This is a genomic window from Anaerozeibacter quisquiliarum (assembly GCF_051162045.1).
Taxonomy (GTDB): Bacteria; Bacillota; Clostridia; order Christensenellales; family Aristaeellaceae; genus Anaerozeibacter; species Anaerozeibacter quisquiliarum.
This window is the reverse complement of record NZ_JBISDI010000042.1, coordinates 18,371-32,642: the sequence shown is the minus strand read 5'-3', so window position 1 is coordinate 32,642 and position 14,272 is coordinate 18,371. Positions and strand designations below refer to the sequence as shown.

The window sequence follows — 14,272 nt, the reverse complement described above, 5'->3', positions numbered from 1 at the left end:
ACCAGTGACCCCATCGATGTGAACGATGTGTTTTATACCTTATGGGGAGTGTGTGCGAATGGGTTTTATCGTCGCCGCATATATCGAGTTCGCAATACCAAGCACCGCGGAAAGCGAGAACAGCACTTCAATGCCTACATTCGCCCAAATCCAACCGCCGATAAGCGCGATAAAGATGCTGATCACATGATTGACGGACACCCCTGTGGACAAGGTCGCGACCACTTCCTCCGGGCTGTCCGCGATGTCGCGAACATAGACATTGCTCGCCATACTCGCCAGAGAGATGATGGAATCGAGGACATAGTTTACGCACACGACAACAAACGCGATGTGGGCAGGGAATATCCGATGAGCGAAGCCGTAAAAGAAACAGACGATAACGAGAATCAAGGTGTCAGATATCATGATTGTTTTGTATCCGAGTTTGTCAATGAGTTTCCCAATAAGCGGACTTGCTATCGCACCGCAAACCGCGCAAATGGCAAGCAGCATTGCGATCAGAGATGTATCCGCACCATAATGCAATATCAGTGCGTAGGGTGCAAAGGTCAGAAAAACCTGCTTTCGCGCGCCATAGAAAATCTCCAGCATATAGAATGTCGAAAACTTTTTCGCGAAATAGAATCGCTTGTGAACGGGATTTTGGTTGGATTCTTGTAGCGATAGTGAGATCAGAACAGCGCCAACCATAAATGCAGCCGAAACGGCAAGGATGATCTTGAAAGGCATCACAGCATGATATTCACTCACAAAACGCGAAAAAAACGCAAAAAGTCCCGTGACGATGATGAGGCCGGCAATGCTGCCTAACTGGTTGATCGAGCCCGAGATGCCAAGCGCCATGCCCCCGCTTTCTTTTTTTGCCAGATCCATGGTGAGGGTGCTTTTGACGGGCATAATCATGTGCTCGCCAAGGCTAAATACGACCATGAACAAAACGACCACAAACTTGCCCGTTGCAGCCACTGTAAGCCCCACCATGCCGGCAAGCATGATCGCCGTTCCAATCTTGAAAATCTTGCTCGCGGACATGCGGTGCATCGCGGCGAGAATCAGGACGACGAGCAGTCCCGGAATTTCTCGGAAAAACTCGACAATTCCGCGTTCAAATTCGGAAATATGTACAATTTGCGCGAGATAATTGTCCTGCACGCCGCGATACAGCCCGTAGGCAATGCCGGACAGCAGCAAGGTCATCAGGAAGTGGCCGTACTTTGCACCGGGTTTAAAGATATGCCCGAAATAATCGGTGAGATACCTCTTCATCTGTATGGTTCCTCCAGTCAGATTGCTTGCGCGCTTCTTCTGCAAACTCCGTATGATGTGTAAAAAAAGACCCGCTTTCCAGCGGGTTGGTGGTCTGTACTGGACTCGAACCAGTGACCCCATCGATGTGAACGATGTGCTCTCCGCAGGTGGTAGGTTTTATCAAAATACAATAAAGGAGCCGGATTTTTACATATTATAAATAATTATCCCCGCAAGTTTTAATCGATTTTCCGGGAAGCAGTATGGACGGTTGAACCGCAGTGCAAATTATTCTTGACATTCACGCCCCATTAGAATATAATATGGGCGCGAAAGTCAGGTGATTTTTGATGAAGCGCGAAATTTTAGATTCGCTTCTACACGACAACAACGGCTTTTTGAAAACGTCAGATGTTGTCGCAGCGGGAATCTCGAGAGAATATTTAGGAGAATATGTGCGCAAGAACGGGCTGGAACGCGTCGCACATGGCCTGTATAGGTCAGGCGACGCATGGGATGATGGGATGTATGTTCTGCAATTCAGGTATCCCGCTTCCGTATTCTCCCATGAGACCGCCCTGTACCTGCTGGGCCTTGCTGAACGCGAACCAATCGTGTTTTCCGTCACTCTAAAAGCGGGCGCGAATGCGACGGGGCTGCGGAAGGACGGTGTGAAGGTTTACCGCGTGCAAGAACGTCTTTTGGGGGAAGGTGTTGTTGACGCCGTCTCTCCATCCGGGCATCCGCTGAAAACCTATAACGCGGAACGAACAATTTGCGATTTATTTCGCAGCCGCAGCGGAATCGACGTTCAAGACCTGCAGGCAGCGGTCAAAGGGTATATCCGGCGGCAAAAAAAGAATATTCCGCTCCTCCTCCGCTACGCCAAGGAATTCAGGGTCGAGAAATTCGTGAGGCAGTATTTGGAGGTGTTACTATGATTCACACGCCAAGACAACTCAAGGCGTTGGTCCGGAACCTGTCCAAAGGCAACAGTGCCAAGGCGCAAATGATCATTCGCACCTATGTGATGGAGCGGTTTCTGGAACGCCTCTCTCGATCGCGCTATCGGAACAACCTGATTCTCAAAGGCGGTACTTTGGTGGCTGCAATGGTAGGCTTGGACAACCGCTCGACTATGGATGTGGACACCACGGTCAAAGGGGTGGACCTGTCCGCCGAAAGCATTCGCAAGATCGTAGACGAAATTGCCTCGATTGAGATTGAGGATGGCATGGCTTTTGAGATCAAGAGCATTGAACCCATTATGGACGAGTCGGACTATCCCGGGATTCGCGTGATGATGGATGCGATGCTGGAAACCATGCAGACGCCGTTGAAACTTGACTTCTCCACGGGTGATGCGATCACACCCAGCGAAATCGCGTATTCCTTTAAACTGATGTTTGAGGATCGCACAATATCCATCTTAGCCTATAATCTTGAAACCATTCTTGCGGAGAAACTGGAAACGCTGCTCTCCCGCGGTACAGCCAACACGAGAATGCGGGACTTCTACGACATCTTTGCCTTAGAAGATTCACAAATGCATGCGATCAGTGAGGAAACCTTGCGTTCGGCGTTTGACGCCACCCTGAAAAAGCGAGGTTCGACGGCTGTCGCCGCAGATGCTAACTTGATTCTAAGCGAGGTCGAAACCGATGCGGGGCTGATGATGCTATGGAGCCGGTATCAGCGTAAATTTGATTATGCCGCCGATATCAGATGGGAGATGGTAATGGGCGCAATCAAGAGGTTGACCGCAATCGCAATACATCAGAATTGACTTGCGATTCATGCCCCGAATAGGCCGCTCCCGTTGAACACGGCGGCGCTGGTGCTGTACACTTAGACGATCAGCCGATTCGCCGTGCGCAGGTACTTGGCCGGGATGGGCTTTTTCAAACGCAAGGTGATGTTCATGGGGCGGCTGCCGGTGTGGGACACATACTCCGCTTCACCCAAGAATGTATAGGGTGCGGAGCCGTACGCGTCCTTCTTGTTTTCACGGACGAACAGCAGGATCCGGCCGCCTTGCTCCCGGTGATGGATGTACCGCTGCCCGGTGGGACTTTCTTCGCTGGTGGTAGACTGGCTCTGCCAGTGAAAGAGCGTGTCGCTGATGGCGTAATCGTTGTACATGGTAGAGGGGGAATACTCTTTGTCGGATTTGTTCAGCGTGACAAAAAAGACGTCCAGATGCTTCTCCGGGAGGTATTTCACGCCTTCCCGCACGGTTGCCGGGTTTAGAAAATCCAGCGCGACAAGTGCCTGATCGCGGCTGTATGTACAGGGAACATCCAGCGGGCACGCAAAATCCAGACCGGCAGATTCATCCAGAAAATCAATGCGGTCAAAGCGCAGCCGCAAAAGCTCTGCCAGTTCGGCGGCCAAGACGGGGCTTTTTTTCACGGCCCGGAGCGCATCCGTCGCCTGCCCAAATCCGCACGCCGCATAGGACTTCTGCCAGACGGTAAACTGGAACATGGCCAGCATGCGCAGCTCTTCGGGCGTCAGCGCCGCATCAGAAATTATCTCCGCCCGCGCCAACACATCCAGGAGGAAGCGGATCAAGCGCCGGCTGTCCACGCGTGCCATGCGGAGAAGCGCCTTTGTCATGGTCTCTTCCATCGCTTCCTGAAAATCCGGGCGGACGCCGGATAACACGCATAGGCGCGCAAAGGACGCGGTTTTATAGATTTCCTTGGGGCTTATGGAATAGAATCCGCAAAAATGGCCAAGGGTCGGTGCAAGGCCGGTGTCCGCCTCAAAGGTGCGGATTCGGTCAATCAGTCCCCGTCTACCGGTGAGCGCGGAGCGGATGTTCTCCAAAATGTACGCCTGTGCCTTTTTCTCCAGCTGAATATAGCACCCCTTGGGCACGGACTGGAACCCGTTTAGAATTTCCTGCCGGATGCCCCGCTGCGTTTTTCCCAGAAGCGCCTTCAGCTTGCCCGCAAAGTCGTACCGCTGATTCGCCTGTCCGATGAAATCCAGCACGGTCAGGCATTCTTTCCCGTCAGCCAGCCGCAGCCCGCGGCCCAGTTGCTGCAGGAAAATGGTCAGTGATTCGGTAGGGCGCAAAAAGAGAATGGTGTTGACCTCCGGAATGTCCACGCCCTCATTATAGACATCCACGGTAAAGATAAAACGGACTGTGCCGGCTTTCAGCGCATTCCGCGCGGCCTCGCGCTCTTCGGACGGCGTTTCGCCGGTGACGCAACGGGCGGGAATGCCCGCGCGCTCAAACCAATTGGTCATAAAGGCGGCGTGCCGGACGGAGACGCAGAACCCCAGCCCCCTCACTTCCTCCAGATCGGCAACATACCGCCGAATGGACTGAATCACCATGTCCGCCCGCCGTTCCGCCGCCGCACGGTTCACGGTGTACAGGTTCGAGAGTTCCTCCCGATCGTACCCACCGCGCGTCCAGCGGACGTGTTCCAAGTTGACTGGGTCCGTCACGCCAAAATACTGAAACGGGGATAGGAGTTTCCGCTCAATGGCCTCTGGGAGGCGAATTTCCGCCGCAATGCGCCCGCCAAACCAGCCCAGCACGTCCTTTCCGTCCATGCGCTCCGGCGTGGCGGTGAGCCCCAGCAGGATGCGGGGGCGATAATAAGAAAGCAGTTTATCATAGGTGGGCGCGGCGGCGTGGTGAAATTCGTCCACGACGATATAGTCATAGAAGTCTGGCGTGGTGCGGCTGGTCAAATCCTGCGCGTGGAACATCTGGATAGAGACAAACAGGTGATCCAGCCCCTCAGGCCGATGCCCGCCCACAAACAGGTCGCCAAAGTTTTGATCCTTGAGCACGCCGCGAAAGCAGTCCAAGCTCTGCTTGAGGATCTCTTCCCGATGCGCAACAAACAGAAGACGGCAGGGATCGCCCGGATGGGCTTTGGCAAACCGCTTGTAATCCAAGGCGGAGATGACCGTCTTGCCCGTGCCGGTGGCGGCGACGATGAGGTTGCGGTACATCCCACGGATGCGCCGCTCCGCTTCCAGCGCGTCCAGAATCTCCTGCTGATAGGGATAAGGCCGAATCTCGAAGGAGTACCCGGGCGCGCCGGCATAGGATTTGCCCATGCGCTCCGCCTTGAGCGCCCGCGCAAGCCGCATTTCCTGAGAAGCATCGTAGGGATCAAACTCCGGCGCGTTCCAGTAGCTGTCAAACGTGGCGCCGATCTTCCGAAACGTCTCCGGCTGATCCTGCTTTGTCAGCTTGACGTTCCATTCAAGGCCGCTGGAGATGGCGGGGCAAGTCAGATTGGAGGAACCTACATAGGCGGTGGAAAAGCCGCTGTTCCGGTAAAACACATACGTCTTGGCGTGCAGCCGCGTGCGCGCGGTATCGTAGGAAATGCGGATCTGCGCATTGGGCAGGGCGTGCAGCTCCGCAACGGACTTTATGTCCGTGGCGCCCATGTAGGATGTCGTAATGACCCGCAGCTGTCCGCCGCCTTGCGTGAAGCTGCGCAGGTCCTCCAGAATCATGCGCAGGCCGCTCCATTTGATGAACGATACCAACATGTCGATCCGGTCGCAAGAAAGGATTTCCTTTTTCATTTCCGCATACAGACTGGGCTCGTCCATAGCGCCTGTAAAGAGGCAGCTGCGGGCGAGGGACGTTTCCGGCCGGGGGTACGCCGGCTGCAAGGTATTCATCCTGCTTTTCAGGGAGAGAAGCATTTGCGCGGGGCTGATGACTGCCAGATGCGGATCCTCGGTGAGCATCCCCATAATGCGGTTGACCAGATCTACCTGCGCGCCGGGGCCGACGGTTTCGCCCAGTTCAGTCAGCGCCTGCCGAATGGCCCATTCCGCGTATTGGGACAGCACCTGCGCGGCTTCCGCCTCGTCCAGCCTTTCCGTAACGGCATGAGAATCCTGCGCCCCATTGAGCGCGCTCTGAATCAGTTCGTTTATAATCTGCTCGTAGAGGCCGTAAGGCAGCATGACAGATTTCCTTTCGCATCCGTAATTTGTTACCCAACATATCTGTTTTCGTTATGCCATGAAAGAAATTCGGCCGAGGGCCTTTCCAGCAAGCGATCCGGCAGCGTAGATAGCTGCTTCCCATGATGGGCGTAATACGCTTTGCCGTTCCCGTAGTCTTCTTTGATCCGATGGCTTACCTCGACAACATAGTCTTTGGTGACGGTTATGTACCCCCTGTCAAACAGGGTGTGCAAATCCTGACGCAGCAAAAGTCCATTGCTCGCAGCGTGCGGGCCATTTTCCGAATAGGGCTTGATATGCGCCGCATCCAACACGGGCAGCGTTTTTTCGCCCGTAATCGCGCACCGGCGGTGGTATGCATCTGTGACAATTAAGCGGAATGCGCCCTGACCAAGTCGCGGCATAATGATTTGCGGTTCCCCATACCGATTGACAGAGGTGCTGATTTGCTTGTTTCCCATAAGTCGAAGGGTCAACTGATCAAATAGGCGGTGTCCCTCTTGCGTGTCTGTATCGTATATTTTTCCCATAACGATGCTGCCGGACCAAGACAGGGGAACTGGGATCCAGTCAGCTTCATCCCAAAAGAACGGAGTTGCAAGGATCAATGAACTGACGAGCGGATCGGCCATGGGTTCCTTTGCACCATTTCTGTAGCGGTTCATGCGCCCCAGAAATTCAGAATAACTTTGAGTTCCATTCTTGGCGCCGAAGGAGTCCCACGTTAAGGAGACTGGCATCAGAACCTGCCGAACAAAGACACCGCCACCGACAATGTAGTTCTGCGGCGCGTGCAACTTAAACAGGAACAATTCCCCTTCGCCAAGTGCCCGGAAGGCGCGCAGGCTGTTGGGCTGCCAAAAATTCACTTCGTCAAAGTTTTGATTTTTGAGGAAATAAAACCAATTCTCATCTGTCACGCCCACATAGATTTTCATGGTACGTACCTCATTACGTATTGTGGATACCGTGCGGCCTCTTTGGCTTTATCAGGTCGTAGCTCTGCCCGATCATCCGTTTCAGCGCCTGCTCCGGAACATCCCCGCCCAGCACAATGGTATTCCAGTGTGCTTTGTTCATGTGGTATCCGGGCGCTAAACACTTGCCGGAAAAGATCGGCTTCCAGCGGATCGCATTTCAGATTGATGCACAGCGCGCCGTTTCGTTCGTAAATAAACGCAAACGACTTTTTGATTGCCCTCCGTTAATGATCCGTCCACATCTCGCATTGCCCTATAACGGTCGAGATTGCGTCCTCCATGCCCTCCGGCGGGTATTTGTGCCTTCTGAGCAACTTCTTCACCATGCGCCGCATGCCGGCGCGGGCGGATTCCTTCTTCTGCCAGTCGATGGTGCGGTTCTTGCGGAGCATCTCGGTCAGTTCGCGCGTCATCGACACGAGTTCTTCGTTCTGATAGAAATCCTTGACCGCCTCGGGCCGCGTCAGCGCGTCGTAGAACGCCACCTCCTCGTCGGACAGCCCGAGCGCGTCGCCCTCCGCGTGGGCGTTGGCCATGTCCTTCGCCATCTCCTGCAGTTCCGCGATGACTTCCTCGTTGGTCAGCATGCCGTTCAGATACGCCTTCATCGCCCGGGAGAGCATATCGGAAAACTTCTCCGATTTTACGAGGTTCGTCCGGCGGTAGAGGGACACCTGCTCGGCAAGCAGTTTTTTTAGGATTTCCACCGCCAGATTGCGCTCTTTCATCTTGGCGATTTCTTCGAGGAACTTCGGGTCGAACAGCGAGAATCCCGTATCCACGTCGGAGAACAGGTTAATGACGCCCTCGCTCTTGATACTCGCCTTCAGAAGCTCGTTGATGCGTGCGTTGATCTCCTTAAGCGACAGCGGCTTTCCCTCGCCCGTGATCCGGGTGAGCAAGGTCCGCACCGCCTCGAAGTACGCCGCCTCGAAGCGCTGCGCGGGCGTCAGAAGGGAACGGCACAGGGACAGCGCCTGCCTGAGCAACATTGCCTCTTTGACGAACGCCTCGCGCTGCTTCTCCTTTTTCACGCTCGAGAGGAAGTTCACGCCGCCGCTGATCGCCTTTGCGCGCGCGAGGTCCGCGGCCTTCTCATCCAGGAAACCGGAATAATCGAACCCGTGGAACAGGTCGCGGCAGACCTCCAGCTTCTCGATAAACTTCGGCAAGGCGGTCTTCGCAATGTCGGTGTCGCCGTAATTGCGCTTGTCGCGGCCCGTATAGTCGTTCATCGCTTGCTTGAGCGCGGATGCGATGCCGACGTAATCGACCACCAGCCCTCCCTCCTTGTCCTGATAAACCCGGTTGACGCGGGCGATTGCCTGCATGAGGTTGTGCCCCGCCATGGGCTTGTAGACATACATCGTCGCGAGGGACGGCACATCGAAGCCGGTCAGCCACATGTCCACCACGATGGCGATTTTGAGCGGATCATCGTCGTCCTTGAACCGCTTGGCCATCTCGTCCCGGTGGTGCTTGTTACCGATGATTGCGCGCCATTCCTCGGGGTCCTTGTTGCTCTCGGTCATCACCACGCCGAGCTTCTCCGTCCATCCGGGTCGCAGATCCAGCACTTTACGATAGATGCGCATCGCAATGACACGCGAGTACGCGACGATCATCGCCTTCCCCGTGAGCTCGTGCTGGCGGTTTTCCTCGTAGTGCTTGATGATATCCTCGCAGAGCGCGGTGATCGTCTCATCCGCGCCGAGGATGCTGTCGATCTTACCGAGTTCCTTCTTGCTCTTCTCTATGGCGTAGTCTTCCGCGTTTTCCGCCATCAGGTCGTACTCGGCGTCGATGCGCCTCAGAATGTCCTCGTTCAGCTTCAGATGGATCACACGGCTCTCGTAATAAACGGGCCGCGTCGCGCCGTCCTCCACGGCCTGGGTCATGTCGTAAATATCGATGTAATTGCCGAACACCTCGATGGTCGAACGATCTTTGCTCGAGATCGGCGTGCCTGTGAACCCAATGTAGGTCGCGTTGGGCAGGCTTTCGCGGATGATGAGCCCGAAGGATTTCTGAATGCGCCCGGTTCTGCTATCCACTCGCTCATCGATGAACTGGCTGCGGTGCGCTTCGTCCGCCATGACGACGATGTTGCGGCGGTCGGACAGACACTCGGCGCTCTCCTCGAATTTCTGCGCGGTAGAGAAGATGATGCCGTTCGCTTTCCGTCCGGCTAGTAGCTGCTTCAAATTTTCGCGGCTCTCCGCCTGCTGGGGCGACTGGCGCAAAAAGTCCGCGCATTTGGCGAATTGTTCGTAGAGCTGATTGTCGAGATCGTTCCGGTCGGTCAATACAACAATGGTTGGGGAATGCAAGGCATCCTGCAAAAGATGCGCGTAGAACACCATCGAGAGCGACTTGCCGCTGCCCTGGGTGTGCCAGAACACGCCGCCCTTGCCGTCCGTCCCGGTCGCGCGCACGGTGGAGGCGATCGCCCTTTTGACGGCGAAGTACTGGTGATACGCGCCGAGAATCTTGGCATCGCCGGAAAAGCAGATGAAGTTCTTGATGATGTCGAGCAGCCGATCCTTGTCGAACATCCCCTCAATGAAGGTGTCGAACTGGGCGTACTGCGTATTCTCATAGCTGCCGTCTTTGGTTTTCCATTCCATAAAACGATCTTCGCTCGATGTGATCGTTCCTGCCTTGGAGACAGCCAAATCGCTCATCACAAGAAAAGCGTTATAGATAAATAAAGAGGGGATTTCGTGCATATAGTTCCGCAGCTGTAAAAACGCCTGAGAAGCGTCCGTTTCCTCGCGGGAAGGAGACTTAAGCTCAAACACCACCACGGGCAGCCCGTTCAGGAACACGATAATGTCCGGGCGTTTTGCGCTGTTTTCAACGATCGTCCATTGGTTGGTAATGGTAAAGCTGTTGTTCTCTATGCGCGCAAAGTCCACGAGGGCGACGAGCGCCGAGCGCTGCTCGCCCCGGTCGAAGTAGTTCACCGACACGCCGTTTTGCAGGTAGTTCATGAACTGGACGTTCTTCTGCAGCACCGTGCCGCCCTCGAAATTGCGCAGCTTGTACACTGCCTCGGAAAGCGCGGCTTCCGGCAGCCCCCGGTTGACGCGCCGCAGGGCGAGCATTAGTTCGTCCATGTATAGGGGATCCGCATAATCGCGCGACAGGTCCGGAGCATAGACATAGTTGTACCCCAGCGTGTCGCGGAACACCTCAAGTACCGCGTTTTCGTAATTGGCTTCGGTGTATGCCATAAGGGACACCTCCTACTAAGCCGATATTTGATAACGCCTAATGCCTATATCAGCTGCCAGTTTGTCGATGTTCATTCTGGTATCTTTGTCAAACGCATTAAACATCCAGTTGGCTTGAGTGAATCTTTTATTCAGATAATCGAAATAAGGAAAATCAATAGCGCAAGAGTGCCCTAAAACGATTATCTCCGTTATTTCAGCACCAAAAATGAATTGTTCTAAAAGTTGTATCTGCGGTACTTTTTTAAAGGATTCTGTCTTATCAATTAATCTTTCGAATGCGGTATATGTATAGTAGTCCATACTATCGCTTTTGACCATATTTTCTATATGTTCTCGAATATCCATTTCTCTATAAGGCCCTCTACCCTTTTGCCTCACATCATATTTGTATTTTTCTGGCGAAAAGGTCCCTTCAGGATATCCCAATATTAAATTGTTCAGACCAACCTCGCCATGTACATGCAGAACCCTGTCTTTTGGCACTCCATAAACTTTCTCAAGCGTGTGCGTATAATTGACACTAACGAACAACCCATCATTCGTGAACAAGTCAGTATACGTAGAAATTGGTTGAGAATTTTCAACTTGGCATTCAGCTTGTTCAGCAAAAGCATATAAGGATTTCCTCAAATTCCCGTTCAAATCCACTTGTGCGATAATTGTGTCTCTATCACTCTCGTGGTCGGATAAAAATTCAGGCTGGTATCCCTCGAAAATTTCTTCAAGAGAATTAAAGTCGGGATGGGCTAATAAGTTTTCAAAATCTGCCCAAATATTTGCTTCTCTTGATTGATACAAATCCCAAAAATAAGGAGACTGCTCATGATATTCTGCAATGTTCTTGAAGTCTGGGTTGAATTTGGTCGGCAGGTTGTGTGACAAGTCAAGTCCATTTCCGACAATGAATAATCTACTCATCTAGCATAACCTCCTTAATGTAAACAATCATTTAGCGTCGCTGAGGTCGGATACTGATAGCTCGCCGGACATCAGCTTCGGGAGCAGAGTATTTCGCAAAGTAGCAAGATTACGGCTTTCAAGTGCATTTTGCCGTATGCTTTCCATAATCGGCACAGCAATCTCAGCAAACGAGTGGACGCTTTCAGCACTTGGAACGTGCAACTCATACCGTCCAATGGTATCTCCCGACACGCGTTGCCTGCCACTGCTCCCATTCATGTTGCGGACGGCATAGCTGACGAAATTGGGATAACGGGCTAGAAAGTAAAACATTTCGTTGCAGTATCCGGGTTTGGATGTGATGACGATGTACTCGGTTGAGCCAAAGGCCACCGTGCCTTCCTCAAGAAAGTTGATATACGCTGTCTTTCCGTTTTCGAGGCAAGGCGTAATGCGCGCCATGATGGTGTCACCGTTGGTGAACTTCATCCCCCCTGAAAACGGGCGCGTTACCCAATCCGTTGGAAATGAACTGCGGGTAGGCAGATTGGCCATCTCGATGTACACGGCTTCTTGTCCACGCCCCAACGAACGTAACGGATTTATATCGGCGATATCTGACAAGACCCCTACTGGTTCATCGGCGCATTCTTCAATCAATAGATGCTCGAATGCAACCTGCGCCAGCTGCTCTAAATGATTGTTTATCGCTGTGTTGTTCTCAATCTTATCGTCCAGCGAACCAAGGACACGGGCTATGGCTTTCTGTTCCTCGATGTCGGTCGGCACGGAAACGGTTATGCCCTTCATGACCGAGCCGGAAACCTCTTTGAAAGTCGTGCCGCTCCCCAAATTCTCTATCCTGCCACGGTTGTGGACAAGAAGGTAATAAAGAAATAGGTAGTCCGTGTCAGCGTTCGGCACAATGCTCTTGAAGCCCTGATTAGTACAGACCTCATTCTCCGCAATCGCCACATAGCCAATTGGGGCGCGGGAAGTAAATAGGATACTGTGCGGTGGCATAAGCCGTGCAGAGCAACTGTTAAAGCCGTCACTCGTGATATTACGCTCCCCACGACGAATAAACCGACCCTGAAATGTCGACAAGTCCTTGGGCGTTATCCAAGCAATATCGCCGCCGTAGTAGCTTTCATTTTTTGTAGACGGCGTGGCTCCTCCGACTATCTCGCCGAGGTCTGCCAACACGCAATCTTTCCAGTTTCTCATATCGCCGTTTCCTCCTTATCCGATGAATTTCCTATGCGAGTTCTTCACATTTGTCTGATTGACCATCGCGTAGGTCATGGTCGTATCGATCTTCACATGACCAAGCAAGCGCTGTACCTGCTCAATGGGCATTCCTTTGTCGATGGCTCGCGTGGCAAGTGTCCGGCGGAACTTGTGCGGGTGTACCTTCTGTATATCCGCCCGTTTGCCGACTTCCCGAAGCCTTGTCTCCACGCCGCCTATCAGTAACCGGTCGTGTGGCAAGGACAACGATACAAAGAGCGCGGGGTTGTTATCGGTGCGGCAATCGAGGTAATTGCGCAGGTGGATTTTCGTTCGGGCGTCAAAGTAGACCAACCGCTCTGTGTTACCTTTGCCGAACACCACGCATTCCCGCTCGTAGAAGTTGATGTCCTCGCGGTTCAAGCCGACCAGTTCGCCGACACGCATGCCCGTTGAAGCAAGCAGGTCAATCATCGCCAAATCGCGGACTTCCTCGCAAGCGTCGCGGAGCAGCTCCAATCCCTCGTCGGAGAACGTCTCCTTGATGGTCTTGTCCGCCTTTATCTTACGGATTCGACGTACGGGGCTTTTGAGGATGTAGTCCTCATCCTCCAGCCATCCGAAGAAGCTGCTGAAGATGCGCCGCATATTGTCAATCGTGACCTTGCTCAACCCGCGCCCTTTCTGGTAGTCGGCAAGGTAGACCCGTAGGTCGTCAGTGCTGATTTCCCGCACGGGCTTGTTCACACTATCGGTCATCTGCCGGATGGTCGAGTCGTAATACTTCAGAGACCTTTCCGAGCAGCCCTCCACTCTCTTTGCGGCTATAAACACTTCAAGCAGTCCACCATTCCCGCCACTTTCCTGTGGGTCAGGGATTTGCCGCTCCGCGATTTCCACATTGTCGAGATGGTACGTTAGTACCCGACGTAATTCCTCCTGTTGCGCCGGATTAAGGATCGACGCCATGCTTGTCTGTATTGCCGTAATCAGCTTGTCCTTCATGTATTCCTCCTGCCTTTCGGTTTAAATAAGCTCAATGGTGGCAGGAGGAGCGGTAAACAATCATTTAGCGCAGATGGCACAGGCTATTTGGTCTGAGCGATTCGGCGGATTGGAGCCGAATGGCGCATTGGGTGACATTATCGAGTTGTTCGACTTCAAGCGCATACCCCTTTCTGGTAATCAGCGGGACAAGATGGAGAAGATCTATCCCTACTACGGTGCTGCGACCTTGATGGACTATGTCGATGATTACTTGTTCGATGGCGTTTACCTTCTCCTTGGCGAGGACGGGACAGTAATTGATGATTTGGGCTTCCCGACGCTTCAGTATGTTTGGGGCAAGTTCTGGGTTAACAACCACGCCCACGTTCTACAAGGTCGAAACGGCTTCACAGTGGAGAGTCTTTATACTCTCTTAAAACAAACGAGCGTCACCTCGATTGTTACTGGAGCGGTTCAGCCCAAAATCAATCAAGCGAACCTCAAGGCACTCGCTGTGGTCGTTCCAAGCGAAGAAGAAATGCAGGAGTTCGATAACTTAATTGCCCCTCTCTTTGCCCAAATCCGAGAAAACAGCGATGAGAATCGTCGACTTGCTGAATTACGAGATGTTCTTCTCCCAAAGCTGATGTCCGGCGAGTTATCAGTCACCAACCTCGGCGACGCTAAATGATTGTTTATCTTAGTGTTTAACTCGATTCGATC

At 53.1% G+C, this 14,272-nt stretch carries 11 protein-coding genes and 1 tRNA gene; 3 read left to right on the top strand and 9 right to left on the bottom strand.

Features of this window, described 5'->3' with window-relative positions:
• Positions 1-39 precede the first annotated feature (39 nt).
• Entirely contained in the window at positions 40-1,269 is a 1,230-nt protein-coding gene (locus tag ACH6CV_RS15470; RefSeq protein ID WP_456359114.1) for an MFS transporter, read from the bottom strand.
• Positions 1,270-1,356: 87 nt separating this feature from the next.
• Positions 1,357-1,452: transfer RNA gene (locus tag ACH6CV_RS15465), tRNA-Val, on the bottom strand.
• A gap of 149 nt (positions 1,453-1,601) precedes the next feature.
• Between ACH6CV_RS15465 and ACH6CV_RS15460 the strand changes: the two genes are divergently transcribed.
• Together ACH6CV_RS15460 and ACH6CV_RS15455 are read left to right on the top strand one after the other, a co-directional pair.
• Complete coding sequence (locus tag ACH6CV_RS15460; RefSeq protein ID WP_456359113.1) at positions 1,602-2,192, top strand: type IV toxin-antitoxin system AbiEi family antitoxin domain-containing protein; 591 nt, start codon at positions 1,602-1,604, stop codon at positions 2,190-2,192.
• The gene (locus ACH6CV_RS15455) at positions 2,189-3,037 is read left to right on the top strand and encodes a nucleotidyl transferase AbiEii/AbiGii toxin family protein (protein WP_456359112.1); all 849 of its coding nucleotides are present in this window, start codon (positions 2,189-2,191) and stop codon (positions 3,035-3,037) included. The genes ACH6CV_RS15460 and ACH6CV_RS15455 overlap by 4 nt, the downstream gene beginning before the upstream one ends.
• A gap of 62 nt (positions 3,038-3,099) precedes the next feature.
• On the opposite strand, the gene ACH6CV_RS15450 is transcribed toward ACH6CV_RS15455, so the two are convergent.
• The 7 genes from ACH6CV_RS15450 to xerA form a co-directional block, all read right to left on the bottom strand.
• A complete protein-coding gene (locus ACH6CV_RS15450; protein WP_456359111.1) occupies positions 3,100-6,210 on the bottom strand; it encodes a DUF3427 domain-containing protein in 3,111 nt (1,036 codons plus the stop codon).
• Between the two features lie 29 nt (positions 6,211-6,239).
• Positions 6,240-7,151 carry an HNH endonuclease gene (locus ACH6CV_RS15445; RefSeq protein ID WP_456359110.1) on the bottom strand — a complete coding sequence of 304 codons (912 nt, stop codon included), beginning with the start codon at positions 7,149-7,151 and terminating at the stop codon, positions 6,240-6,242.
• Positions 7,152-7,164: 13 nt separating this feature from the next.
• Positions 7,165-7,329 carry an MmcQ/YjbR family DNA-binding protein gene (locus tag ACH6CV_RS15440; RefSeq protein ID WP_456359116.1) on the bottom strand — a complete coding sequence of 55 codons (165 nt, stop codon included), beginning with the start codon at positions 7,327-7,329 and terminating at the stop codon, positions 7,165-7,167.
• An 88-nt stretch (positions 7,330-7,417) separates the two neighbouring features.
• The gene (locus ACH6CV_RS15435) at positions 7,418-10,429 is read right to left on the bottom strand and encodes a type I restriction endonuclease subunit R (RefSeq protein ID WP_456359109.1); all 3,012 of its coding nucleotides are present in this window, start codon (positions 10,427-10,429) and stop codon (positions 7,418-7,420) included.
• A 15-nt stretch (positions 10,430-10,444) separates the two neighbouring features.
• Complete coding sequence (locus ACH6CV_RS15430) at positions 10,445-11,350, bottom strand: AbiH family protein (protein WP_456359108.1); 906 nt, start codon at positions 11,348-11,350, stop codon at positions 10,445-10,447.
• A gap of 27 nt (positions 11,351-11,377) precedes the next feature.
• Positions 11,378-12,559 (bottom strand): restriction endonuclease subunit S, encoded by a 1,182-nt coding sequence (locus ACH6CV_RS15425; RefSeq protein ID WP_456359107.1) that lies wholly within the window; start codon positions 12,557-12,559, stop codon positions 11,378-11,380.
• A gap of 15 nt (positions 12,560-12,574) precedes the next feature.
• Entirely contained in the window at positions 12,575-13,567 is a 993-nt protein-coding gene (xerA, locus tag ACH6CV_RS15420; protein WP_456359106.1) for a site-specific tyrosine recombinase/integron integrase, read from the bottom strand.
• A 34-nt stretch (positions 13,568-13,601) separates the two neighbouring features.
• Here xerA and ACH6CV_RS15415 point away from each other — a divergent pair, with 34 nt between their 5' ends.
• Positions 13,602-14,240 (top strand): restriction endonuclease subunit S, encoded by a 639-nt coding sequence (locus ACH6CV_RS15415; RefSeq protein WP_456359105.1) that lies wholly within the window; start codon positions 13,602-13,604, stop codon positions 14,238-14,240.
• Positions 14,241-14,272: the final 32 nt, after the last annotated feature.